Origin of the sequence: Collimonas sp. (assembly GCF_039923675.1) — a bacterium.
GTDB lineage: Bacteria > Pseudomonadota > Gammaproteobacteria > Burkholderiales > Burkholderiaceae_D > Collimonas.
This window is the reverse complement of the sequence record NZ_JBDTCG010000080.1, coordinates 45,405-70,749: the sequence shown is the minus strand read 5'-3', so window position 1 is coordinate 70,749 and position 25,345 is coordinate 45,405. Positions and strand designations below refer to the sequence as shown.

Genomic DNA, 25,345 nt, shown 5'->3' with positions numbered 1-25,345 from the left:
TCCTACAACATGCTGAGCCTGAAACCTCGAATTGGCTGAAGGTCGGTTGAAATTCAGCTGAATTTCAGCCGAACCTTCCGCGACTGCGCGACGACAGATTTCGCTCTTGAAGGCTATTTCCGGTGACGCCGGTTACGCGCCAAGCCCGGCGCCAACAAGGACTCGATCATCCGACGCGTCGTGGCCGCCGCAAGTTCCGGCGATTCCATCGGGAACAGGTGGCCGCCCGGGATCTGCTTGAAATATTTCCCGACCAGGCGCTTGGTCGCATCCAGCCCGGCCTGGCGGCACTCGACCGAATCGATGCCGCCGACAAAGCCGATCGGCACCGGAAAACCGCTCTTCAGTACGCTGCCGATGTTATGCGGCAAGGTGCGGTAGACAGCGGTTTCAATATCGCGCCGGAAGCGCAGCACCATATTGCCCTGCTCTTGTTCGAGCCCGTAGGTGATGTAGTCGCGCAAGACTTCCGGCGCCCAGCTGGCAAACACCTGCTTGCTGGCAAAGTGCTGGTAAGCCGCTTCGGCGCTGGGCCACAGGTTGCGCCGCTTGACCGAAAATTTCGCCGGCGATACCTGACTATCCAGTCCCAGCATCTTGGCGCCGCGCAACAAGGTGGCCCGCCAGCCCACCACCACCGGCGTATCCAGCATCACCACGCAGCTGACCAGGTCGGGCCGCCGCTGCGCCGCCAGCAAGGCCAGGCCGCCACCCATCGAATGGCCGACCAGAATCACCGGTTGCGTATAACGCGCCGCCAATTCATCGATCAATTCCTGCACCAGCGCCGGCCAGCCATCAGTGACAGGGTATTTGGGATTGTGGGCGTGAATGTCCAGAGAACGGACGTCGTAGTCACGCCCCAGCAATTCGAGGAACTGCCGATAAGTACCGGCAGGAAAACTATTGCCGTGAATAAAGTGCAAGATCGGATGGAGCGGATCGGTCATAGATGAGGCAGAAAACCTGTAAGGTTACTAGTAACGGTATGGGGTCTCATTTAAAACCGAAAGCGCCCGTGTGCCAAAGGGAATTTTAGAGTTGCCGCTCAGAACCCATCACTACACTGGATGTCAGCGGCCGTACCAATAGCGCCGATGCTGGTTACGGTAGCTGTCAGCGACCACGTCCGTGCCGAATCTGAGCATGATTGCACCGCCTTCATCATTGCGTAAGGTGGCAATCCCTAGATGTTGATAGCGTTCCAGGATCTGCTGCTTCGGATGATGAAAGCGATTGCGGTAACCCACCTGGAACAAGGCAATTTGCGGATCGACTTCCGCCAGAAATGCAGCAGTCGACGAAGTCCCGCTGCCATGATGGGGAGCCAAGAGCACAGTCGCCTTCAGGCCGCCGCCATAAGCGGCAATCAATTGCTGTTCCTGTGCAGCTTCAATATCTCCTGGCAGCAAAATCGCATGCCGGCCATGACTGATCTTGAGCGTACAGTTAACCGCATGCGGCTTGTTTTTTTGCTGCGCTGCCGATGCTTGATATTGTTCCATATCCGGATACAGCATTTCAAACTTCATGTCTCCCCACTGCCATTCCTGTCCTTCCTGGCAACGCTGGTGATGGGTTGCGGCCAATACAATCGGGTGTGGCTTTGAAAACGGTGAATATACGGTCTTGACCTTGACCGCATCCATGATCGATATCGCCCCACCGGCATGATCATTATGGACATGCGAGATCACCATTGCATCCAGCGCGTCGATGCCACGCGCTTTGAGATAAGGAACGATGACGCGGCTGCCGGCATCCGATCCGGGAGAATAAGAAGGACCGCTGTCGTACAGCAGGCGATGCTCGGCGGTTTCGACCAGCACCGCCATGCCTTGGCCGACGTCGAGGGCAGTCACCCACATCTCGCCGGCGGCCGGACGGCTGCCATGGTCCATCAGCAGCGGTAGCCAGCCGGCCAGCGCCAGCCAGCGCAGCGGCCAGCCGCGCGGCGCCAGTATCCAGATCGTGGCAAGCAACGCCAATGCAAACGTCCACGCTTGCGGTGTGGCTGCCTGCCATACTGCAAATGGCAAGGCGTTGAGCCAGCCGAGCAAGATTGCCAACTGTTCTACCAGCACATGGGCAGCGCGCCACAGCCAGGTCGATAACGGCGCCGGCAACGCGCTGGCGATCAGCGTCAGCGGCGTAACGACCAGGCCGATTAATGGAATCGCCACGGCATTGGCTAACGGCGCAATCAGCGATACGCGGCCAAACAATAAAACCGTCAGCGGCAGCAGGCCAATGGTCACGGCATATTGGGTTGTTCCGGCCGCGCGCAATCCTCGCCACCAGTTGGCGCCGACAGAGCCGCCGCCATCGGCAACCGCGAACCTGCGGCCAACGCTGGTGTACAAGATAACGCCGACGGCGCAGAACGATAGCCAGAATCCCGGCCACAGCACCGCCCACGGATCGATCAGCAACACCACCGCGAGCGCAATGCAAAGCACATGGGATACGCTGGCGATGCGGCCGCTCCACAAAGCCAGCGCTACCACCAGCAGCATGTAGAGAGTCCGTTGCGCCGGTATGCCAAAGCCCGCCAGCAGCACATAAGCCAGGGCCGCCAGCGCGCCGCTCAGCGCCGCTACCTTTTGCGTCGGCAGCAACAAAGGCAAGGCGGCATTGGTGAAGAAGGAACGACGCCACAGGGCCGCCATGCAAGCGGCGAACATGCCTGCAATCATCGTGATATGCAGACCTGAAATCGCCACCAGATGACTGATGCCGGTGCGATTGAATATTTCCCAATCGGATTGATCGATGGCGCGCTGATCGCCGACGGCCAGCGCCACCAGCACGCCGGCATAGCGATGTTCCGGCAACGCGCTCAGGATACGTTGGCGCAAGCCGCCACGCAGGCGTTCAATCAGATTTCTGAGACTAAATACAAACGGCTGTAATTGCTGGTTCTTGGTATCCAGACTGCGGTCGGAATAGACATAACCCGTGGCGCGCAAATTGCGCTCCAGCAGCCATGCTTCGTAGTCGAACGCGTAGGGGTTGGCGTTGCCGTGGGGGCGCTTCAAACGCACCGTCAACTGCCAGCGCGCCCCTGCAGCGAGTTGGGACAGCGGCGCCTGCACCTGGTCGCCTGTACGATACCAAGCCAGCGCCAGTCGCCGCGGGACCACAGGCGACTCACCATCCTGCTCCAGCACTTTTTCGACGGCAAAGGTGAAGCGAACTCCTGTTTCAAAATCCGATGGCAAGCTATCGACCGTGCCAATCACGGTGACGTTGCGCCCTTCCCATTCGGGCGCCAGTTCTTGCCGCAAATAATAGTGCGCAAACAACGCCGCCCAGACGATCCCGAATAACATGCCCGCCAACAGACTGGCGGCAAACTTGAGTTGCCAATAAATAGTTGTAGAGGTGGCGACGATCAACAACAGCGCCAATGACATCAAACAGCAAAGTGCCCATACCGCAGGCAAGACAGCCTGCATTTGCAAAACAACAATACCAATGACGAAGCCAATGATCGCGCTGCGAGAGCGCATTGCCGGACTTAGACCAGGGTGGCCAGACGCGGCAATGCCGCGCAGGCGTTGGCGGCGGTTGCTTGCGCCAGTTCGGCCAGCGGGATGCTGCGCAAGTCGGCCAGCACGGCGCCGATACGGGGAATTTGCTCAGGCTGATTGGCGGCGGGATGCAGCCATGCCGGCGACATGTCCGGCGCGTCGGTCTCCAGCACCAGGGCTGCCAGCGGCAAATCGACCGCCAGCCGGCGGATTTGCAGTGCGCGGGTAAACGTCATGGCGCCGCCGAAGCCGAGCCGGAAGCCCAGGCCAATGAAGGCTTCCGCCTGCTGGAAACTGCCGTTGAATGCATGCGCGATGCCGCCCTGCACTTTGATACGGCGCAAATGCTTGAGGAGGATGTCTTGCGAACGCCGCACATGTAGCAGGACCGGCAAGCCGAATTCGCGCGCCAGCTTTAACTGCTGGACATAGAAATGCTCCTGCTTTTCACGCAAGGGGCCGCGATCCATCCCGGGGACGAAGAAATCCAGGCCGATTTCACCGATCGCGACAAAGCGCGGATCCGCCATGGCGGCGCTGATGGCTTCACGCAAAGCCAGCAAATCGGCTTCCTCGGCGTGCTCTACATACATTGGATGTATGCCCAGCGCATAGGTGCAATTCGGCAGCCGCGCAGCCAGCGCCGCAACCGTGCCGAAATTGGCGCGCTCCACCGCCGGGATCACGATCCACTTTACCTGCTGCTGCGCGGCAGCCGCTGCGATCTGCGTCTGTTCGCCGCCGAATTCAGCTGCATCCAGATGGCAATGCGTATCTATCCACATCGGACGACCCTTGGTATATGGCCGGGCACATCAGGGCCCGGCGGATTGGTAGATTGATATCGTAGCATGCGAAAACCTTGCCACCAATAAGGCTATACATAAACAATCCTTCGTTCCATCGCAGAGCCTGATAACATGATGCCAAAAAGTATTCGTTAGAAAGCAACGTAGATGTCCACCGCACACCAGCCGTCAATCCCGTTCGACCAGCGTGAATTCCGCAATGCCCTGGGAACCTTTACCACCGGCGTTACCATCATTACCGCCTGCCAGGCCGATGGCAAGCTGGTCGGCGTCACCGCCAACAGCTTCAACTCGGTCTCGCTCGACCCGCCGCTGGTGCTGTGGAGCCTGGCCAAATCATCCAATAGCCTGGCGGCTTTTGAAGCCGCCGAACATTGGGCGGTGCATATCCTGTCGCACGACCAGGACCAGCTGGCCACCCACTTCAGCAAACGCTCCCACGACAAATTCGCCGGCCTGCAAGTCGAATCCGGCATGGGCGGCGCACCGCTGCTGGCCGGCTGCACCACCCGCATGGAATGCAAGACCGCCTATCGCTACGATGGCGGCGACCATATCATCATGGTCGGCGAGGTGATGCATTTTGAACATTCCGATATCGCGCCGCTGGTATACCAGCGCGGCAACTACGCCATCGCCACCCGTAAGGAACTGGCCGATGAAGCCGAAGCGCTGATCAAGGCCACCGCCGCCTCCAGCAGCTTCGATGAAAATTCGATGAGCTACCTGCTCGGCAGCGCGTATTTTCATCTGTACGGAAAATTGCGCGAATACGGCGCGGCCAAAGGCTTGAACGATGCCGAATTTTTCGTGCTGAACACGCTGGCGGCGCGCGACGGCCGGGGCCTGGCCGAGCTGAACCGCTTGTTCGTCTATGCCGGCCACACGCCGCTGATCAATGTCCTTGACGACATGACCGCGCGCGGCTTGTTGCAAGTGGTGGTAGATAAAGGCGAGCGCAACGAGCGCGGCCTGTTTTACCTGACCGCCATCGGCCGCAACCTGGCGCAGGACATCGGCGATAGCGGCAAGCAGACCGAACTTGAATTGTTGAACAGCCTCGGCGCGGTCGATACCATCGCCCTGCGCACCCTGCTGCGACGTTTCATCACCCTGACGGACGAGGGCAAGCTGCCGCTGGACGACGAATAAACCGGACGGTGGCAATGCGTTACACTAAAGCCAAATCCTTCATTCACCTCCGACAGCGCCGATGAACATCCGCTTCCTCGAAACCTTCGTCTGGCTGGCAAAACTCAAGAATTTCCGGCTGACGGCGGAAAAACTGCACACCACGCAGGCTGCGGTATCGAGCCGCATCGCCACGCTGGAACAGGATTTCGGCGTGCGCCTGTTCGACCGCGGCGCTCGCGAAGTGGCCCTGACCACCGACGGCAGCAAGGCGCTGGTGTATGCCGAACGCATCGTCAAGCTGATGCGTGAGATGAAGGACGATATGTCGGCCAAGGACCACTATTCCGGCATACTGCGGATAGGCGTGATCGAATCGATCGTGCATAGCTGGTTCCCGGACCTGATCGGCCGCATCCACAAGCTGTTTCCGCAGCTGGAAATCGAAATCGCCAGCGACACCACGATCCATCTGCGCGAACAATTCAGCAAGGGCGATCTCGACCTGGTATTGCAGGCCGAACCGGTGATCGCGCCGAATATCCGCAATCTCAAGCTATGTGAATTCCCTATGCGCTGGGTCGGCAGCGCAAAGCTCGATATCGGCAACGAAACCCTGAGCCTGTCAGACCTGGCGGCCTTCCCCCTAGTCAGCTTCGCCCGCAATTCCGGCCCCCACATGCTGCTGGAACAACTGTTTTCCGACAGCGAACGCGGCTCCTTGCATATCAACTGCATCACTTCTGTCGCCACCATGATCCGGCTGGTCAGCGACGGCTTCGGCGTCGCCGTGGTGCCACCGGCGATCATCCAGCGCGAGCTCAACGATGGCAGCCTGCAGCAGTTGCGGGTCGACGCCGATTTCCCTGCACTGCTGCTGATGGCCTCGTTCCGCAACGATCCGGAGAACGCCCTGACCGAAACCATCGCCAGCATCGCCCAGGAAACCGCCTCCGAATTCGCACTGAACTGGGGACCGGAAATCGCCAGGTTGCCGGCCGAACCGCTGGAATTGCCGTTTCCGGCCATGTAATACGTGATATTCCATCACCGCACTATTAACGCCCATAGTTCTGCAAATCCGCCCCGTTTTTGGTCATAAGATTTTCCAATCAATTGCGCTGACAATTTCTTGTTGGACAGCCGCAAGCCCCTTGCGCATACTCGATTCACCCGGTACTTGCTTATAAGCGCCGGTGACGGCCGTCAAAGAAACGCCGCTTCATTCTTCGCCGCCAGCGGCGCAGCAGAATCCATTATCGGGTGACATCCTATGAGTAATATCAATACCGGCGCCGCAGCGCTCGAAGACACCTACAAGAAAATCGCCTGGCGTCTGATCCCATTCCTGGTGTTCCTGTTCGTGCTGGCTTGGGTCGACCGGGTCAACGTCGGCTTCGCCAAGCTGCAGATGCTGCAAGACTTGCAATTCAGCGAAGCGGTCTACGGGCTTGGCGCCGGGATTTTCTTTATCGGCTATTTCCTGTTCGAGGTGCCGAGCAACCTGCTGCTGGAGAAAATCGGCGCCCGCAAGACGCTGGCGCGCATCACCATACTCTGGGGCCTGACCTCGATGGCGATGGTGTATGTGAAGACGCCGACCACGTTTTACATCATCCGTTTTTTCCTCGGCGTGTTCGAAGCCGGCTTTTTCCCCGGCGTGGTGCTGTACCTGACCTACTGGTTTCCGGCCGAGCGCAGAGCTCGCGTGAACGGCTTGTTCATGACTTCGTTCGCCATCGCCGGCGTGGTCGGCGGGCCGATTGCCGGCTTCATCATGAGCACCATGGATGGCGTCGGTCACTTCGCCAACTGGCAATGGCTGTTCCTGCTGGAAGGCATTCCGTCGGTGCTTGCCGGTATCCTGGTGCTGATCTACTTTCCGGAAAAACCGGTCAACGCCAAGTGGCTGACCGCCAGCCAGCAGCAAGCGGTGAGCAAGGCGCTGGCAGAGGAAAACCATGGCCACAAGCACGCCTCGCTGCGTGACGCCTGCCTGAATTCACGGGTCTGGATCTGCGCCGCAGTGTATTTCTGCGTGGTCAGCGGCAATGCCACGATCGCTTTCTGGTCGCCATCCCTCATCAAGGAAATCGGCGTGGTCGGCAACCTGCAGATCGGCCTGATCTCGGCCATCCCGTTCCTGGCGGGCACCATCGCCATGGTCTGGAACGGTATCCATTCCGACAAGAGCGGTGAACGGCGGCTGCATTGCGCCATCGCCACGCTGGTGGCCAGCATCGGCCTGATACTGACGGGTTTTTTCCTCGGCAATGCAGTGCTGGCGCTGTGCGCACTGACCTTGGCGGCGACCGGCATCCTGGCGGCGTTCCCGGTGTTCTGGTCGATTCCGGCGGCGTTCCTGACCGGCACCGCGGCCGCCGGCGGCATTGCGCTGATCAACTCGATCGGCAACCTGGCCGGCTTTGCGGCGCCGTACATGATCGGCTCGCTGAAGACCTCTACCGGTAGCTTGTCGGCGGGACTGTACTTCGTCGCCGCGCTGGAATTCACGGCGACCGTGCTGGTCCTGGTGTTCATCAAAAAAGTCCGCTAAATCTCTTTCATCGACGTGCCGGCCGGCGCTGTAGCCGGAACCATCACGCCCAATTTCTTTAAGGCTGGAATCATCATGCTCATCTCTTTTCAGGTAGAAACCGAACAAGGCTCGCGCCAGCTCGATACCGACATCCATACCCTGATCGTAGCCGGCTGGGCCGGACGCGACCACGCCGCCATCGAACATCACATAGAAGAACTGGCCGCACTCGGCATCTCGCGCCCAAGCGCAGTGCCGCTGTATTACCGCATCGCCAGCAACCAGCTGACGCAAGCGCCGCAGGTGCAGGTAGTGGGTCCGGATTCTTCCGGCGAAGTGGAAACCTTCGTCTTTGCCGCCGAGGGCGAGCTGTATGTCAGCATTGCCTCCGACCACACCGACCGCAAGCTGGAAGCGCATAGCGTGGCACTGTCGAAGCAGGCGTGCGTGAAGCCGGTGGCGACCGGCGCCTGGCGCCTGACCGAGGTGGCCGAGTACTGGGATGAACTGGTGATCCGCTCCTATATTGAAGAGAGTGGCGCACAGCTGCTGTACCAGGAAGGCCCGCTGGCATCACTGCGCACGCCGCAAGACCTGATCGCCGGCTACACCCATGGCGCCGCGCTGCTGCCGGCGGGCTGCGGCATGACTTGCGGCACCGTGGCGGCGATCGGCGGCATCCGCTCGGCGCAGTCATTTACAATGGAGCTGTTCGATCCGCGCCGGCAACGTACGCTGCGCCATCATTACGAGGTTGAAGTGCTGCCGGAAGTGGCGTAAGCCGCAGCGCTCCTGCCTGTTTTCATCCGACTTGCGAGAACCTATGACTACCAAGCTGCCCACCTTGCACTCTTTATCCGCAGCGCTGCGCCAGAATAGCGTCAGCTCGGCCGAGCTGACCGAAGCGGCGCTGGCGCGTGCGCTGGATCCGGCCGGCGAAGGCCACCGCGTATTCACCGAAATTTACGCCGCGCCGGCGCGTGCGGCGGCGCAGGCCTCCGACCTGTTGCGCGCCAGCGGCCAGGTGCGCTCGCCGATCGACGGCTTGCCGATTTCGGTCAAGGATTTGCTGGATGTCGCCGGCAGCGCCACGCGTGCGGGTTCAGTCGCGTTGAACGGCGCCGCACCCGCCAGCGTGAGTGCGGTCGTGGTACAGCGCCTGGTTGCGGCCGGCGCGGTCATTGTTGGCCACACCAACATGACCGAATTCGCCTATTCCGGACTCGGCATCAATCCGCATTACGGTACGCCGCGCAATCCCTGGGACCGGGCCAACGGACGGATACCAGGCGGCTCATCCTCCGGCGCGGCAGTCTCGGTCAGCGACGGCATGGCAGTGGCAAGCATCGGCTCCGATACCGGTGGCTCGGTGCGCATCCCGGCGGCATTGTGCGGCCTGACCGGCTTCAAGCCGACCGCGCGCCGCGTCTCGCTCGAAGGCGTGCTGCCGCTCTCGCCGCAACTGGATTCGATTGGCCCGATCGCAACCAGTGTGAGCTGTTGCGTAGTGCTTGATGCGGTCCTCGCTGGCGAGCCAATACCGGTGCTGATGCCTTTCCCATTGCGCGGACTGCGCCTCGGTATGCCGACCACACTGGTGCTGGACGGGATGGACAATCAGGTGGCGGCGGCGTTTACCCGCGCCCGCACACGATTGCAAGCTGCCGGCGCACTGATCGAAGAGATAGAGATTCCGGAATTTTCCAGCGCTGCTGCGATCAATGCCAAAGGCGGCTTTACCGCTGCCGAAGCCTATGCATGGCATCGCCCCCTGATCGCCGCGCGCGCCGCCGCCTACGATCCACGCGTGATTTCGCGCATCTTGCGCGGCAAGGAAATCAGCGCAGCGGACCTGATCGACCTGATCGCCGCGCGCAAGCAATGGATCGCCGCAGTCGAACAGCGCGTCGCGCGCTACGATGCCCTGATCATGCCCACCGTGCCAATCGTGGCGCCGGCGATTGCCGAACTGGAAGCCAGCGATGAAGCGTATTTTGCCGCCAACGGCATGATCTTGCGTAATCCTTCACTGATCAACTTCCTGGATGGCTGTGCGCTGTCGCTGCCTTGCCATGCTGCTGGTGACGCACCGGTTGGATTGATGCTGACCGGGGTCGCCGGCCAGGACCGGAAAATCCTGGAAATCGGCCTGGCGGTAGAAGCGGCTTTGCATAGGTAGTTTGGCTTCTTGCGCCGCGCCGATTTGCATTTTTTCAATGATCTACCGGCAGCCTGGCCACTTGCAGCACTTCCCCGCTGCTTGCATTCTGCACGAACGCAACGATGCCGAAGTGGTCGGCACGGAGATCCTTGGCGATGCTGTCGAGGGCGATCTTTTCGTTAATCTGCGCCACGCCGTTCTTGAGCGCGAACGGTCCCAGCCAGCGCCGCACCACATAATCATGATGCAAGGTCACGCCGCCGTTTTCGCCGGCGGCCACATTCGACACCAGTTTGTTTTCGTAGAGCGCGACATAGGCGTTATAGGGGTCTTTCGAGTCCTGGCGCAATTTGACGCTGGCGGAGAGATCGAAATTGCGCGCCGCGCTGCCCGACAGTTTGATCGCGATATCGGCCGGCGACGGCTGCGCATTGATCTTGTCGATGGCGGCATCGAAAGCGCCGGCGGAACTCCAGCGCCGCAATTCGCGGCCGCCGGCAAAAATTTCCGGTGTATAGACCACCTTGTTATTGGTATACGCCGCCAGTTCCTGCTGCCGCACGGTGAAGCGATGATCCCCAAAGCGATCCTTCCATCCCAGGTTATCCCAATAGTCGACATGCAAGGCCAGCGGCACCACGCGATCCGGCTTGGCCTCGGCGCCAAGCCTGGATAGCCACTGATCCGCCGGCGGGCAGCTGTTGCAGCCTTCGCTGGAGTACAGCTCAACCAGCGCCACCCGGTTGGCCGGGCTCTGCGCCGCGTATTCGACGGCGCCGGCGCCGGTTGACATACCGAACGCAAGCGCGCTCAGCACAAAGGGGGTTGCAAGCTTGATAAAGATAGGCATCTGAAACTCCTGGCTGGTCATGTAAAGCTTGGTCGTACCGCAGCTCACTTCCTTACACAGCCGCCGAATTCAGTCCTGTCAGCCTATGGCGCCCGATAGAGATTGATGACATCCTTGTCCACCCGCACCAGATTTTGCCCCGCATCGACAGTGAATTCGGCGCCGTTAAAGGATTGCCTGGTCAACAACAAAATGGCATCTGCAATTTCCTTGGTCGGCGCGATATAGCCGAGCGGCGTCGAGCGTGCCGAGGAATACTCGAAATCCGCCTGGGTCTGATCGCCGCTGGGCGTCATCAAACCGGGATACAGCGCATTCACCCGCAGCACCGGAGCGGCCGACATCGCCAGCATCGCCGTCAGGTTACCGAGCGCCGCCTTGGCCACCGTATAGCTGAAATCTTCAGGATGAAAATTCGCGCGCACCTTCTGGTCGACGACATTAATCACCACGCCTTGCCGGCCGCGCTGACCGGCTTGCCGATGAAAGGCCTGGGTCAGCAGCAAAGGCGCGCGGCAATTGACTTGCCAGGAACGCTCCAGGTCATCGAGCGTAAAATCCGCCAGCGTATCCGGGAAAAAAATCGCCGCGCAATTGACCAGCACATCCAGCCGCCCGAAGCGGTCATAGGCGGCCGCCACCATCGCCGTCAATTGCGGCGGCGACTGCAAGTCGGCCTGATGCGCGACGGCGGTGACGCCGCCGGCTTCAATCGCCCGTACCGTCTCCAGTGCTTCCTGCTGCGAGCCGCCATAGTGCACCACCACGGCGTAGCCGGCGGCGGCGAAGCGTTCGGCGATCACCCGCCCTACCCGTTTGGCGGCGCCGGTGATCAGGGCGACAGGCTGGTTCATCCCGGTCTGCTTCAATTCTTGACGGCGGCGCCGGCGCCATCCATGAAGGTGGCCAGGCGGACATCGAGGTCGGTGACGCCGTTGGCGTCATGCGTGGTCAGCAGCACGACCACGCGGTTATAGACATTCGACCATTCGGGATGATGATCCATTTTGTCCGCCAGCAAAGCGACCCGGGTCATGAAACCGAAAGCGGCGTTGAAATCGGCAAACAGGAAAGTCTTTTGAATCGCATCGCGGCCTTCAACCGCAGTCCAGCCTGGCAAACCTTGGATGGCGGCGGCGGCGCCGATGTGGGTAGAGTGTGGCATGACAGATTCCATTCAAGAAAACCATCATTTTATAGCCGGAAGCCATCAAGCGAGAAAAAGATACTTTGAACGGCTTATCTCATGCCGCCGCAAGCGTAATACCTTGTCCGATAGACAAATTCCGAAGCGACGGTTCCCCTGGCAAATCCGCGGCGATTCAATTGCCATTCCATCCACCTCCCATCGCCTTGTACAGCGCGATCCTGTTGGCCTGATCGATCAAGTGCAAAGAAATCAGGTTTTGGCGAGCGCCATACCAGCTGCGTTCGGCCACCAGTGAATTGAGATAACTGTCGATGCCGCTACGGTAGCGCGCCTCGGACAAACGATAGCTTTTTGCGGTGGCGCCGGTCAGGCGTTGCTGTGCCCCCAGACGCTGGTCCAGCGTGGCTCTTTCGGCCAATGCGTCGGCGACTTCCCTGAAGGCGGTCTGGATGGCTTTTTCATAATTGGCGATATTGATGTCCTTGCTGATCTTGGCGGCATCGAGGCTGGCGCGATTGCGTCCGGCGTTGAAAATCGGCACATCGATCGACGGCAGGAAACTCCAGGCGCCGCTGCCTGCCTTGAACAAGCCGCCCAGGCTACTGCTGACGCTGCCGCCTTGCGCGGTCAGCGTAATGCTCGGGAAGAATGCCGCACGCGCGGCGCCGATATCGGCGTTGGCGGCAATCAGGACCTGTTCCGCAGCCAGTACATCGGGGCGCCGTAGCAACAGGTCGGAAGACAAACCGCCCTTGACAGGCAAAAGCAGCGCAGCGCTGGCGGGAATGCTATCTGGCAGCAAAGCGGCCGGAACGGCAACGCCAGCCAGCAGGTTGAGCGCATTGGCGTCTTGCTGCAAGCGGCTGATGTAATTGCCAATATCCACCTGTGCCGCTTCGACGCTGGCCTGGGCCGTCGACAGGTCGAGGCCGGAGATCGCGCCGATCTGGTGACTGCGTTGACTCAACGCATAGGAAATCTGCTGGCTTTTCAGCGTACTCTGCGCCAGTTGCAGGCGTTCGCTGTCGGCCGCCAGCGTCAGCCAGATGCCGGCAACCTCTGCCACCAGGCTGATCTGTACGCTACGCTGTGTCTCGATATTGTACTGATAGCCAGCCAACGCCGCCTCGCTGAGATTTTTCAGGCGTCCGAAAAAATCCAGTTCGTAGCTGCTAAATCCCAGTTGCACGCTCTGCCTGCGGCTGATGACGGCAGCCGCGCCGGCGGCGGGGCTGCGTGCAACGCTGCCGGCGGCAGTCATATCGAGCGAAGGATAACTGTCGGCGTCCTGGATACGGTATTGCGCGCGCGCCTTCTCGATATTCAGCACCGCCACCCGCAGGTCGCGGTTATTCGCCAGCGTCAATCCGATGACTTCACGCAAACGGGCATCCATGAAAAAACTGCGCCAGTCGATGGCGCCGGCGTCCTGCTGCGTGGTTCCCTGCGACGAGGCGGCGGACCAGGCAGCCGGCACTGGTGCCGCAGGCCGCACATAATCGGGCGCCAGGTTGACGCAGCCGCCCAACAGGATTGCCATGCCGGATATGAACCATGTATTGCGCATCATGCACCGTCCTGTTGTGTCACCGACGTGATTGCGGATTTGCGTCCTTGCATCAACCGGCCGATCAGATAATAGAATAGCGGCGTGAAGAAAATCCCCAGCAGCGTTGCCGAAATCGTGCCCCCCAGCACGCCGGTACCGATGGCGCGCCGGCTGGCCGATCCGGCGCCGCTGGCCAGCGCCAGCGGCAGCACGCCGAACATGAAGGCCAGCGAGGTCATCAATATCGGCCGCAGCCGCAGATGCACCGCCTCCAGGGTGGATTCCAGCAGCGACTTGCCCGATTCGCGCAGTTGCTTGGCAAACTCGACAATCAGGATCGCGTTCTTGCAGGACAGGCCAACCGTGGTCAGCAAGCCAACCTGGAAATAGACATCATTGGACAGGCCGCTGGCCGAGGTCAGCAACACGGTTCCGACAATACCCAGCGGTACGATCAGGATCACCGAGAACGGCACCGACCAGCTTTCATAGAGCGCCGCCAGGCAGAGGAACACAAACAGGATGGATACCGCATACAGCAAAGGCGCCTGCGAACCCGACAAACGTTCTTGATAGGATTGGCCGGTCCACTCATAGCCGATCCCGGCCGGCATCTGCGCCATGATCTGTTCTACCTCTTGCATCGCCACGCCTGAACTGACGCCGGCGGCTGGTTCGCCGACGATTTCAAACGACGACACACCGTTGTAGCGCTCCAGCAGAGACGGTCCAAAGGTCCAGGCAGAACTGGTAAATGCGGAAAATGGCACCATCTGGCCGACAGCATTGCGGACGTGCCATTGATTCAGGTTGTCGCTCTGCATGCGGAACGCGGCATCGCCTTGCACATAGACTCTCTTGACGCGGCCGTTGTTGAGGAAGTCGTTGACGTAACTGCCGCCCATTGCAGTCGACATGGTGGAATTGATATCCGCCGTGCTCAAGCTGAAGGCGCCGGCCTTGCTATCGTCGATCTCGACCCGGAACTGCGGCGTATCGTCCAGCCCGGTGGTGCGCACGTTGGCCAGCCTGGAATTGTTAGCGGCCAAGGCAATGAACTGGTCGCGCGCCTTCACCAAGGCCTCGTGCCCGACGCCGCCGACATCTTTCAGCTGCACATCGAATCCGGAACTCTGGCCCATGCCGCGCACCGCAGGCGGCAAGGTCACGAAAATCCTGGCGTCGCGGATCTTCGCCAGATCCTGGTTGGCCCTCCTGGCAATCGCCGCCGCTCCTTGCGATTTATCAGTGCGCTTGCTCCAGTCCTGCAATTTGATGAATGCGCGGCCGCCGTTCTGGCTATTGCCGCCAGCACCGGAGCCGGTAATCGACAACAAGGCATCGATGACTTCCGGCTGCTTCAGGAAATACTGCTGCACCGTGCGCATGACCTGAGTCGTCTGTTCCTCGGTTGCTCCCACCGGCAGCTGGATCTGCGCATTCAGCACGCCCTGGTCTTCGTCCGGCAAAAAGGAGGTGGGTAGGCGCATCAGGCATACCGCCATGACGCCGACAATCAGCGCGTACAGCAGCATATTACGGCGGCCGCGCGCCAGCACGCCGGCGACGCCCGACTGATAGCGCAGCGCATTGCGTTCAAAAGCCCGGTTGAACCAGCCGAAGAAACCCTTTTGCTGCGCCAGACCCTGCCCTGCCGCGTGCGGCTTGAGCATGGTGGCGCACAGGGCCGGCGTCAGCGTCAACGCCACCAGCACCGATAAGCTCATGGCGGACACAATGGTGATAGAGAACTGACGATAAATCACCCCGGTCGAGCCGCCGAAGAACGCCATCGGAATAAATACGCCCGACAGCACCAGCGCGATGCCGACCAGCGCACCGCTCACTTCAGACATGGCTTTACGGGTCGCCTCCTTCGCGCTAAGACGCTGCTCAGCCATCAGCCGCTCGACATTTTCCACCACCACGATGGCGTCGTCGACCAGCAAGCCAATCGCCAGCACCATGCCGAACATGGTCAGGGTATTGATCGAATAGCCAAACAGGGAGAGCACGCCGAAAGTCCCGAGCAAGACCACCGGCACCGTGATCGCCGGGATGAAGGTTGCGCGCACGTTCTGCAGGAACAGGTACATGATCAAGACCACCAGCACCATGGCCTCGAGCAGCGTCTTTACCACTTCTTCAATCGATACGCGGACGAACGGCGTGGTATCGTAACTGACGGTGCTCTTGAGTTTGAGCGAAGGCGGGAAATACGGCTCCAGTTCCTTCATCTTGGCCAGCACCGCCTTTGAGGTCGCCAGCGCATTTGCACCCGATCCCAGTTGCACCGCCAATGCGGCAGAATGACGACCGTTCTGCTGCGCCTTGACATCGTAGCTTTCCGCGCCGAGCTCGACGCGCGCCACATCCTGCAACCGGACCACCGCGCTATCGCTGGACGCCTTGACAACGATCTTGCGGAACTCCTCCACCGTGCTCAGCTTGCTGCGGGCGGTAATGGTGGCGTTCAATTGCTGACCGGGCATGGCTGGCAGGCTGCCCAGCTGGCCGGCCGAAATTTCAGCGTTCTGCGCTTCCAGTGCACGGCTGATATCGGACGGCATCAGCGCGTATTTTTGCAACTTGCCGGGGTCGAGCCAGATCCGCATCGCGTAGTTGGTGCCATAGGCGGTCACATCGCCGACGCCCTCGACCCGGCTGATCTGGTCTGTCAACGTGCTGCTGATGAAATCACCGATGTCGACGCCCGTCACCTTGGGATCATCGGACACCAGCGACACGATCATCAAGGTATCGCTGGCGGCCTTGGTCACAGTGACTCCGGTGCTTTGCACCGCCTGCGGCAGACGCGAGCTGGCTTGCTGCAGCTTGTTCTGCACCTGCATCTGCGCGATGTCGGGGTTGGTGCCGGCCTTGAAATTCAGGGTGATGCCGGTGCGGCCCGCGGAACTGCTGGAAGCCGACATGTATTCCAGGTTGTCGAGACCTTTCATTTGCTGTTCGATCACTTGCGTGACTGAATCTTCCAGCGTCTTCGCCGAAGCGCCGACATAGTTTGCCCGGATATTCACTTTCGGCGGAGCGATGTCGGGATACTGCTCCAGCGACAGCGACATGATCGAGATTGCGCCCCCAAGCATGATGACGATGGCCAGGACCCAGGCAAAAATGGGTCTGTTGATGAAAAAATGCGCCATGGTATCGGCCCTCAGCGCGCGCTGATCTGCGCGGTGTTGGAGACTGTCGCGCTCATATCGACTGCGCGCACGCTGTCACCTGCCTTGATTCTTTGCAGGCCGTCGACGATCACCTTGTCGCCGGTCTGCAAGCCGCCGCCGATCCACCAGCGGTTGCCAACCGCGCGCACAATCTTCAGCGCGCGCTGCTCGACCTTGCCGGCGTCGTTCAGGATCATTGCCGTGGCGCTGCCGGTCGCATCGCGGGAGACGGTTTTTTGCGGCACCAGAATTGCCTGGTCGTCAACCGCTTCATCCAGCTGCGCCCGGACATACATCCCCGGCAACAGCATGTTGTCAGGATTAGGAAATTCGGCCCGCAGGGTAATCATGCCGGTGCCGGTATTGACGTTCAAGCCGCTGAACTTGAGCTTGCCTTCGTTGCCATAGACGCTGCCGTCTTCCAGCATCAGCCTGACCGGGGCTTCGTCGCGGCCGACCGCCTTGATCTTGCCGCTTGCCAGTTCGCGCCGCATGCGCAACAGATCGATGCTGGATTGCGTCACATCGACATAGATCGGATCTATCTTCTGCACCGTTGTCAACGCCACGCTCTGCTGCGCCACAACCAGGGCGCCGGGCGTCACGGTCGAGGTTTCGATACGGCCCGCAATCGGCGCGGTGATACGGGTGAAGTCGAGATTGATCGCCGCCGTCTTCAATGCCGCGCGCGCCACTTCGAGCGCCGCCTGGTTTTCGCTCAATGTGCTTTGGGCATCATCATTATCCTGCTTGCTGACCGCATCGATCTGATTCAACTCGTTGTAGCGCCCGGCGCGCAGTCTGGAGGCGCGCAGCGTCGCCTCTGCCTTCGCCAGCGAGGCCTTGGCGCTGTCCAGTGCGGCCTGGTAGGTGGCCGGATCGATCTGGTACAACGCCTGCCCTTGCTTGACATTGGCGCCTTCCGTGAACAGCCGGCGCTGGATGATGCCGCTGATCTGCGGCCGGATATCGGCACTCAGGTAAGCCACGGTCCGGCCTGGCAATTCGGTCGATACCGATTGCGATTCCGGCTGCACCGTCATATAGCCGACTTCAGCGGCGACTTTTGATGTCGGCGCATCGGCGGATTTTGAACAGGCGCCAAGCAACGAAGTCGCCAGAATCAGTACCAGACTTGGCTTGAGTAACGATTTTTTTTGTATCATGGCAGTGGATAACCGCGCTCCGTCAGCTTGCATGCGGTGCGGCGTTTATCGTCGAATTAGTAGGAACTGCCATGGTAAAAACAAAATGTGGAGGAATATTGAAGAAGCAGGCAATCCGCCAAATCTTCCCAAGATCGGACTTCCTTGCTACCCTAGCCGGCACAACGACTTGCCTTCAAGGACCCTGCCGTGCGCCATTTCCTGCCAGGAACCAGCATCAGACTCAAATTGTTTTACGCCATGCTCGGCATGGCGCTTGCCGTTATTCTGGCGATGAGCGTGGTTGCGCGCCTCAGCTTTACCCACGACTTCCTCGGTTACCTGAATGAACAGGCGCAACAGCGCATGGAAGACCTGATTCCCCATCTTGAGGAAAACTATCGCGACCACGGCAACTGGGAATTTATGAAAAAGAACCCTGGCGCATGGTATTTTTTGCTGAAAACCACCCGCCCCGAACTCGATGCGGATAGCTCCGCCAGCTATACGCCATCGGGTTCCGACCTGACCGGCGCCCACCTGCGCTTCACCCTGCTCGATGCAGAGCGTAAATTCGTGATCGGCTTTCGCGGCATGAAATCCGATGCCTTGCTGCGCCCGTTGATGCGCGACGGTGTCATCATCGGCTGGGTGGCGCTGACCCCGTTCGAGAGCGTCATCGCCGTCATCGACCAGCGCTTCCAGCAAAACCAGTTGCTCGCCCACCTGCTGATAGGCCTGGTATCGCTGCTGTTCGCGGCCTTCATCGCCATCAAGATCGCCAACGTCCTGCTGGCGCCGCTGACACGGCTGACGCACGCCACGCACCGGCTGGCCGGCGGCGATTACGCGACACGGGTTGCGGTAGCGACACAGGATGAAGTCGGCCGCCTCTCCGCCGATTTCAATCAGCTGGCATTGACGCTGGAGCGCAATGAAAAGATGCGGCGCGATTTCATGGCCGATGTATCGCACGAATTGCGCACCCCGCTGGGAATTCTGAACGGCCAGCTGGAAGCCATCGAAGACGGTTTGCTGGAAGCCGACATGGATACCGTCAAATCGCTGCAGATGGAAGTGGCGACGCTGAATAAACTGGTCAACGACCTGTATGAACTATCGCTGACCGATGTCGGCGCCATGACTTACCGCAAGGCCGATGTCGATATCGGCTCGCTGCTACGCGACAGCTTGCAATCCTACGAAGAAACCTACCGTGAACACGGCTTGAGCGTGACGCTCGACCTGCCGCAACAAGCGATGCTGGTGCACGCCGACGCTGGCCGCTTGCAGCAATTGTTCAAGAATATCCTGGAAAACACCTTGCGCTACACCGACAGCGGCGGCGCGCTGCGGATCAGCGGCCGGCGCGAACAGCAGCGCTGGCTGCTGCAATTCGACGACAGCGCCCCCGGCACCACGCCGGAAGCGCTGCCGCGCCTGTTTGAACGCTTTTTCCGCGCCGATCCGTCGCGCAACCGGGCCAAGGGCGGCGCCGGGCTCGGGCTGGCGATATGCCAGCATATCGTCGACGCGCATGAGGGCGGAATCAGCGCCGAGGACTCCGCTCTCGGCGGCCTGCGTCTCAACCTCTGGCTGCCCGCCAGCCTGGTCTGAGTATCTGCCATGCCGACTGACAATTTCACATTTTCCGCACCGGCCACCGCCGACATCCTGATCGTCGAAGACGAGCCGAAGATGGCCAAACTGCTGCAAACCTACCTGACCGCCGCGGGTTACGAATCGCGCTGGATCAGCGACGGCAACCAGGCGTTACCGCAAGTGCGCAGCAAGATGCCGGACCTGATCTTGCTGGACATCATGCTGCCAGGTTGCGATGGCTGGCAGATTTGCCGCGCATTGAGAGAATTCAGCGATGTGCCGATTCTCATGCTGAGCGCCCGCATCGGCGAAGAAGACCGCCTGCAGGGTCTGGAACTGGGCGCCGACGACTATATCTGCAAGACGCCGTTCAGTCCGCGCGAGATCGTGGCGCGGGTAAAGGCGATGCTGCGCCGCCGGCGCGGCGCGAGTACGTCGCCACTGACCCTGCAAATCAACGAAGAATTGCATTGCGCCAGCATCGATGGCGTCACATTGAATCTGACCCCGCAAGAATATCGTCTGTTGAAAGTATTGGCAGCCGCACCCGGCCGGGTATTTTCGCGTGATCAGCTACTGGATAAATTGCACGACGATTTACGCAGCGTCACCGATCGCGCCATCGATAGTCACATCAAGAATCTGCGGCGCAAGCTCGCACCTTTTTTTGATGGCAGCAATGTCATTCACGCCATCTACGGCGTCGGTTACAAATTCGAAATCATGGCAAGCGCGTGAGCACCCTCGCGCACGAGCTATAGCAGCGCCGCCAGTTCAACCTGCGCCTTCAGCAACGCCGGCAGGCAACGCTCGACGATTTCCTCGACCGGGATGCGCGCCGCGTGCACGCTGATATTCATTGCCGCCACGGTATCGCCACGGAAATTACGCAGCGGCACGGCGATTGTGCGCAGACCCAGCTCCAGTTCCTGGTCGACAATCGCATAACCCTGGGCACGGGTGCGCGCCACTTCCAGCAACAACCTTTCCTTGTTGACGATGGTGAAGGAGGTAATCTGCTCTGGTTGCAAACGCGCCAGCAAGGCGTCGATTTCCTGCTGCGGCAGGCTGGCCAGCAACACCCGGCCGTTGGCGGTGCAAAACGCCGGCACCCGGGTTCCCGGCTGCAAGGTCGCCGACACTACCCGCCCGGCGCTCACCGCCGCCACGCACACCAGTTCGTCATGATCCAGCACGCCGGCGGAAGCCGCTTCTTCCAGCGAGTAGGCCAGGCGATATAGCAAGGGTTGGACAATGCGCGGCAAACGCGCCGAATGCAGATACGACTGCCCCAGGCGCAACACCTTTGGCGTCAGCGAAAACAGTTTTTGCTCGTGGCGGATGTAACCCAGGTGCGCCAAGGTGATCAGATAACGGCGCGCGGCGGCGCGGGTCAGGCCGGTGCGCTGCGCGACTTCGCTGATGGTCAGCCGCGCGCGTTCCTGATCGAACGCTTCGATCACCTGCAAGCCCTTTTCCAGGCCGGCGATCATGTCGCGTTTCAATGGCCCTTCGGCCTCTGGCATGTCGGTTTCGGAAGGCATATCCAACAAGACCAAGGTAGGTTGTAAGAATAAAAGGGTATTTTGGGCGATTATCGCACAATAAGGGCGCTATGCGATTACACCCGACATTCGGCTGCTTGTTCGCTCTTTTTTGATTACTTATCATGGCCACACCAACTAATGAAACGGGCAGTTGCGCGAATAACGCACAATTGCACCGCCAACCGACAAGGAATGCTTTCGTGAAATTCGACATCATCGCCAGCGGAGTCTATCCGGATCTGATTTACCCGCCCTACCGCTCCACCGTCAAACGCGGCCCGACTCACCCGGCGCTACGCATCCACGCTGCCGACGCCGTGCTAACCAATCTGGCGGCCGACGCCGGCCTGCTGCTGCCGCACGATATGGATCTAAGCGCGCAAGGCCAGGGCCAGCCGCTGGGCGAGAAGATCGTGGTCAGCGGCCGCGTGCTCGATGAAGACGGTCGGCCGGTGCGCAATTCGCTGCTGGAAGTCTGGCAATGCAACGCCGCCGGGCGCTACCGGCACAAGCGCGACCAGCACGATGCGCCGCTCGATCCGAACTTCTTCGGCCTCGGCAAAATGCTGACCGGCGACGATGGCCGCTACCGTTTCATCACCATCAAGCCCGGCCCTTATCCCTGGGGCAACCACGAAAAGGCCTGGCGGCCCGCGCATATCCATTTTTCCCTGTTCGGCAATGTTTATGCGCAACGCCTGGTGACCCAGATGTATTTTCCGAGCGATCCCTTGTTCGATTACGATCCGATCTTCCAGAGTATTCCCGACCTGGCTGCGCGCCAGCGCCTGATCGCGCGCTTCAGCATGGAACAGACCGTCGGCGACCAGATGCTGGGCTACGAATTCGACATCGTCCTGCGCGGCCGTAACGCCACACCCACGGGCCTTTGAGGAGAAACAATCATGAGCAGTCCTGTCACCACATCGCAAACCATCGGCCCGTTTTCGCATGAGGCCTGGCGCTGGGCGTTTGACGCCACCGCCACCTTGCGCAGCAGTGCGGCGACCATCGTCGTCAGCGGCGCCATCTACGATGGCGACGGCATCCCCATCAACGACGCCATCATCGAAGCCTGGCTGCCGGACGCCGTAAGCACGGAACAGGCGCAAGCGATTCCTGGCTTCCGCCGTGTGCCCAGCGCTGACGATGGCGGATTCAGCCTCGAAGTCTCTTTACCCACTGCCGCCATCAACGGCAAGCCGGTAATGTTCGTCACCGTGTTCGCGCGCGGCCTTACCAGGCACCAGTTCTGCGCCGTGTTCCTGCAAGACGATTCCGGCCTGACGCAATCCGAGATCCTGCTGCAAGTCCCCGCCGAACGCCGCCACACGCTGATCGCGCGCAAACAGGCGCAAGGCAGGTATCGCTGGGATATCCAGATGCAAGGCGAGCAGGAAACCGTGTTCTTCGACTATGCTTGAGCGCACAACAAGGGAGCTCCCGTGAGCGTTTCGATTTTCGACAGGTTCCTGACCACGCCAGAGATGATCGCTGTCTTCGAGGACGCCGAAATCGTGCAAGGCATGTTTCGCTTTGAAGAAGCGCTGGCGCGCGCCCAGGCCGCGGAAGGCATGATTCCCGAAAGCGCCGCGCGCGCCATCGCCAGCGTCTGCAATGCGCAACTGTACGACATGGCGGTGCTAATCAACGCCAGCCGCCGCGCGGGTAGCCTGGCGATCCCCCTGGTCAAGGAACTCACCAAAACGGTTGCCCTCTTCAATCCGGAATCCGCCAACTACGTCCACTGGGGCAGCACTAGCCAGGACGTGATCGACACGGCCATGGTGCTGGTCACGCGCAAGGCGCTGGCATTGCTGGACCAACGTTTGCAGAGCTTGATCACTCGATTGTTGCATCTGGCCGGCGAGCATCTGGCGACGCCGGTGTTGGCGCGCACTTTGATGCAACCGGCGCAGGTCACCAGTTTCGGGTTCAAGCTGCTGAACTGGACTGCGCCGTTATTGCGCTCGCGCCTGCAATTGCGCGCCGTCGCCGCGCGCGCGCTACGTCTGCAACTGGGCGGCGCTGTCGGCACCCTGGCGGTGATGGGTGAGCAAGGAACGGCGGTAGCGCACAGGGTGGCGCAAGACCTGGGACTTGAGGCCGTGGAGCACGGCGCCTGGCACACCCAGCGCGATGAATGGATCAGGCTGGGCCTGGAAGTTGCGGTACTGGCCGGCAGCCTGGGCAAGATCGCCACTGACCTCAGCCTGATGGCGCAAGGCGAGATCGGCGAGTTGGCGGAACCGTCCGGCAACGGCCGCGGCGGCTCGTCGGCGATGCCGCACAAGCGCAATCCGGTATCGGCCATGATCGCCTTGGCCGCCGCCACTCGCACGCCGCAACACGCAGCGGCCCTGCTGGCGAGCATGGGCCACCAACATGAGCGCGGACTCGGCAACTGGCAAGCCGAACTGGCGGAATGGCCGACGCTGTTCCTGAGCGCCGACGGCGCCTTGGGTGCGTTGGACGAAGCCATGGCCGGCTTGCAGGTGGACAGCGCCCGCATGCTGGACAATATCAACGGTTTGCACGGCTTGATCTTTGCCGAGGCCGTCGCTGCCTATCTGGCTTCTGCGATCGGCCGGCCGCAAGCGCACGCGTTGATGGAAGAATTGACGCAGCAAGTGGTTACCGGCGACCAGGACCTGGCAACGCTGACGATCGCAGCCGTCAAGAACAGCCCCGATCTGCGCGACAAGATCGATCTGACTGGCCTGTCAACGCTGTTCGATCCGGTTGCAGCCACTGCAGCCGCCGAGCGCCTGGCGCGTCGACAATTACATGACTTGCACCATGCCGCCGCCGCGCTGCAACTGCGCGCCGAGGATCCCTGCTTTTCCACCGCTGCTTCCAACGCTGAGACTTCTCAATGAGCTACGACCCGATCGACCATGATTTTGAACGCGGCCTGGTGAATCGCCGCCAGATACTCGGCGACGCCTGGGTTGACCGCTCACTCGCCAACGCCACCGGGTTCAATGCGGATTTCCAGAACCTGATTACCCGCTTCGCCTGGAACGATATCTGGGGCCGCCCCGGCCTTGACCAAAAGAATCGCCGCATCATCGTGCTGGCCACCACCATCACCCTTGGCCGCTGGGAGGAATTCGAACTGCATGCGCGCGCAGCCTTGCTCGGCGATGCCGGTAACCGTCTGACGCCGGATGAGTTGAAAGAGGTGCTGATGCAAGCAGCGATCTATGCCGGCGTCCCGGCGGCCAATACTGCTTTTAGCCATGCGCAAAAAATCCTGTCAGAGATCGGCACGCAAATCGGTTATGCGCCGATACCCGCGGCGCCGGCCGCCAGCAGTCATCCCGGTATCGGCCGGCAAGCCCGCAGCGCAGGCAAGCCGTCTTTGCACTATACCGTGCGCACGCCGCGCAACGGCAAGGCCCCGCGCCATACTATCGTACTCAGCCATGCGCTCGGCTGCGACCTCAGCATGTGGGACAGCCTTGCCAACCAGCTAGCAGGTGATTGCCGCGTGATCGCCTATGACCAGCGCGGTCACGGCAGCTCCGACGCCCCCGCTGCCTTGTATGGCATCGCCGATCTGGCCGACGATGCGGCGCGCCTGTTGCGCGAGCTGGATAGCGGACCGGTGGTGTGGATCGGCTTGTCGATGGGCGGCATGGTTGGCCAGGAACTGGCGCTGCGTCATCCTGCGCTGGTCGGCGCGCTGGTGCTGGCCAACACCACTTCCTGCTATCCCGAAACAGTACGGACGGTCTGGCAGCAACGCATTGCGACGGTGCGGGAACATGGCATGGAAGCGATTGCCGATGCCGTCATGGCGCGTTATTTCCACGCTACCTTCCGCACGTCGCAGGCGGCCACCGTGGCGCGCTTCAGGCAACGCCTGGTCAGTACGGACGTCGACGGCTACATCGGCTGCTGCCATGCGGTCGGCATGGTGGAAACTACCGAACGCCTGCAGCAAATCAAGGTGCCGACGCTGGTCATCGCCGGCGAACTGGACCAGGGTACGCCGCTGGCCATGGCGCAGACGCTGGCAGATAATATTCCGCAAGCGCAGCTGACGGTGCTCAAAAATGCATCTCATTTGAGCGCAGTCGAGCAGCCGCAGGCGTTTGCCGACGCCGTCACGCATTTTCTGCTGGCATTGTAAATATCG

Annotated in this window: 21 protein-coding genes; 11 read left to right on the top strand and 10 right to left on the bottom strand. The window is 60.7% G+C overall.

The genetic code is table 11. The annotated features are described in order from the left end of the window. Positions 1 to 113: 113 nt before the first annotated feature. The 3 genes from ABI171_RS17110 to ABI171_RS17100 form a co-directional block, all read right to left on the bottom strand. Positions 114 to 950, bottom strand: a complete 837-nt coding sequence (locus tag ABI171_RS17110) for an alpha/beta hydrolase (RefSeq protein ID WP_348093736.1) — start codon at positions 948 to 950, stop codon at positions 114 to 116. 123 nt (positions 951 to 1,073) lie between these two features. Continuing rightward, on the bottom strand, positions 1,074 to 3,458 hold the full coding sequence (locus ABI171_RS17105; protein WP_348093831.1) for a DNA internalization-related competence protein ComEC/Rec2: 2,385 nt from the start codon (positions 3,456 to 3,458) through the stop codon (positions 1,074 to 1,076). A gap of 62 nt (positions 3,459 to 3,520) precedes the next feature. Then, on the bottom strand, positions 3,521 to 4,318 hold the full coding sequence (locus tag ABI171_RS17100) for a TatD family hydrolase (protein WP_348093735.1): 798 nt from the start codon (positions 4,316 to 4,318) through the stop codon (positions 3,521 to 3,523). Between the two features lie 171 nt (positions 4,319 to 4,489). On the opposite strand from ABI171_RS17100, the gene ABI171_RS17095 reads away from it, so the two are divergent. The 5 genes from ABI171_RS17095 (at position 4,490) to ABI171_RS17075 (ending at position 10,191) form a co-directional block, all read left to right on the top strand. Next, the gene (locus ABI171_RS17095) at positions 4,490 to 5,494 is read left to right on the top strand and encodes a flavin reductase (RefSeq protein ID WP_348093734.1); all 1,005 of its coding nucleotides are present in this window, start codon (positions 4,490 to 4,492) and stop codon (positions 5,492 to 5,494) included. A gap of 61 nt (positions 5,495 to 5,555) precedes the next feature. Further along, entirely contained in the window at positions 5,556 to 6,506 is a 951-nt protein-coding gene (locus ABI171_RS17090; protein ID WP_348093733.1) for a LysR family transcriptional regulator, read from the top strand. Positions 6,507 to 6,746: 240 nt separating this feature from the next. Next, positions 6,747 to 8,030 (top strand): MFS transporter, encoded by a 1,284-nt coding sequence (locus ABI171_RS17085; RefSeq protein ID WP_348093732.1) that lies wholly within the window; start codon positions 6,747 to 6,749, stop codon positions 8,028 to 8,030. A 75-nt stretch (positions 8,031 to 8,105) separates the two neighbouring features. Further along, positions 8,106 to 8,792, top strand: coding sequence for a DUF2848 domain-containing protein (locus ABI171_RS17080; protein WP_348093731.1), 687 nt, complete (start codon positions 8,106 to 8,108; stop codon positions 8,790 to 8,792). Between the two features lie 43 nt (positions 8,793 to 8,835). Then, the gene (locus ABI171_RS17075; RefSeq protein ID WP_348093730.1) at positions 8,836 to 10,191 is read left to right on the top strand and encodes an amidase; all 1,356 of its coding nucleotides are present in this window, start codon (positions 8,836 to 8,838) and stop codon (positions 10,189 to 10,191) included. A gap of 34 nt (positions 10,192 to 10,225) precedes the next feature. Here ABI171_RS17075 and ABI171_RS17070 read toward each other — a convergent pair whose 3' ends face one another. The 6 genes from ABI171_RS17070 to ABI171_RS17045 all read right to left on the bottom strand — a co-directional run bounded on the left by ABI171_RS17070 (position 10,226) and on the right by ABI171_RS17045 (position 18,073). Further along, the gene (locus ABI171_RS17070; RefSeq protein ID WP_348093729.1) at positions 10,226 to 11,023 is read right to left on the bottom strand and encodes a DUF1223 domain-containing protein; all 798 of its coding nucleotides are present in this window, start codon (positions 11,021 to 11,023) and stop codon (positions 10,226 to 10,228) included. A gap of 83 nt (positions 11,024 to 11,106) precedes the next feature. Beyond that, positions 11,107 to 11,877 carry an SDR family oxidoreductase gene (locus ABI171_RS17065; RefSeq protein WP_348093728.1) on the bottom strand — a complete coding sequence of 257 codons (771 nt, stop codon included), beginning with the start codon at positions 11,875 to 11,877 and terminating at the stop codon, positions 11,107 to 11,109. A gap of 11 nt (positions 11,878 to 11,888) precedes the next feature. After that, complete coding sequence (locus ABI171_RS17060) at positions 11,889 to 12,188, bottom strand: 4a-hydroxytetrahydrobiopterin dehydratase (protein ID WP_348093727.1); 300 nt, start codon at positions 12,186 to 12,188, stop codon at positions 11,889 to 11,891. A gap of 157 nt (positions 12,189 to 12,345) precedes the next feature. Then, on the bottom strand, positions 12,346 to 13,743 hold the full coding sequence (locus ABI171_RS17055; protein WP_348093726.1) for an efflux transporter outer membrane subunit: 1,398 nt from the start codon (positions 13,741 to 13,743) through the stop codon (positions 12,346 to 12,348). Further along, positions 13,740 to 16,886 carry an efflux RND transporter permease subunit gene (locus tag ABI171_RS17050; RefSeq protein ID WP_348093725.1) on the bottom strand — a complete coding sequence of 1,049 codons (3,147 nt, stop codon included), beginning with the start codon at positions 16,884 to 16,886 and terminating at the stop codon, positions 13,740 to 13,742. Before ABI171_RS17050 ends, ABI171_RS17055 begins: the two co-directional genes overlap by 4 nt. A gap of 11 nt (positions 16,887 to 16,897) precedes the next feature. Further along, positions 16,898 to 18,073, bottom strand: a complete 1,176-nt coding sequence (locus ABI171_RS17045; protein WP_348093724.1) for an efflux RND transporter periplasmic adaptor subunit — start codon at positions 18,071 to 18,073, stop codon at positions 16,898 to 16,900. A gap of 189 nt (positions 18,074 to 18,262) precedes the next feature. Between ABI171_RS17045 and ABI171_RS17040 the strand changes: the two genes are divergently transcribed. Together ABI171_RS17040 and ABI171_RS17035 are read left to right on the top strand one after the other, a co-directional pair. Continuing rightward, on the top strand, positions 18,263 to 19,669 hold the full coding sequence (locus ABI171_RS17040) for an ATP-binding protein (protein ID WP_348093723.1): 1,407 nt from the start codon (positions 18,263 to 18,265) through the stop codon (positions 19,667 to 19,669). Positions 19,670 to 19,678: 9 nt separating this feature from the next. Next, complete coding sequence (locus ABI171_RS17035) at positions 19,679 to 20,392, top strand: response regulator (RefSeq protein ID WP_348093722.1); 714 nt, start codon at positions 19,679 to 19,681, stop codon at positions 20,390 to 20,392. Between the two features lie 17 nt (positions 20,393 to 20,409). On the opposite strand, the gene ABI171_RS17030 is transcribed toward ABI171_RS17035, so the two are convergent. After that, positions 20,410 to 21,180: an IclR family transcriptional regulator C-terminal domain-containing protein gene (locus ABI171_RS17030; RefSeq protein ID WP_348093721.1), complete on the bottom strand. Its 771-nt coding sequence runs from the start codon at positions 21,178 to 21,180 to the stop codon at positions 20,410 to 20,412. Between the two features lie 221 nt (positions 21,181 to 21,401). Here ABI171_RS17030 and pcaH point away from each other — a divergent pair, with 221 nt between their 5' ends. The 4 genes from pcaH to pcaD are packed head-to-tail and all read left to right on the top strand — an operon-like array spanning position 21,402 to position 25,339. Beyond that, positions 21,402 to 22,094, top strand: coding sequence for a protocatechuate 3,4-dioxygenase subunit beta (gene pcaH / locus ABI171_RS17025; RefSeq protein WP_348093720.1), 693 nt, complete (start codon positions 21,402 to 21,404; stop codon positions 22,092 to 22,094). Positions 22,095 to 22,106: 12 nt separating this feature from the next. Further along, on the top strand, positions 22,107 to 22,625 hold the full coding sequence (locus ABI171_RS17020; RefSeq protein WP_348093719.1) for a protocatechuate 3,4-dioxygenase: 519 nt from the start codon (positions 22,107 to 22,109) through the stop codon (positions 22,623 to 22,625). A gap of 21 nt (positions 22,626 to 22,646) precedes the next feature. After that, complete coding sequence (pcaB, locus tag ABI171_RS17015; protein WP_348093718.1) at positions 22,647 to 24,080, top strand: 3-carboxy-cis,cis-muconate cycloisomerase; 1,434 nt, start codon at positions 22,647 to 22,649, stop codon at positions 24,078 to 24,080. Further along, positions 24,077 to 25,339 (top strand): 3-oxoadipate enol-lactonase, encoded by a 1,263-nt coding sequence (gene pcaD / locus ABI171_RS17010; RefSeq protein ID WP_348093717.1) that lies wholly within the window; start codon positions 24,077 to 24,079, stop codon positions 25,337 to 25,339. The genes pcaB and pcaD overlap by 4 nt, the downstream gene beginning before the upstream one ends. Positions 25,340 to 25,345 lie beyond the last annotated feature (6 nt).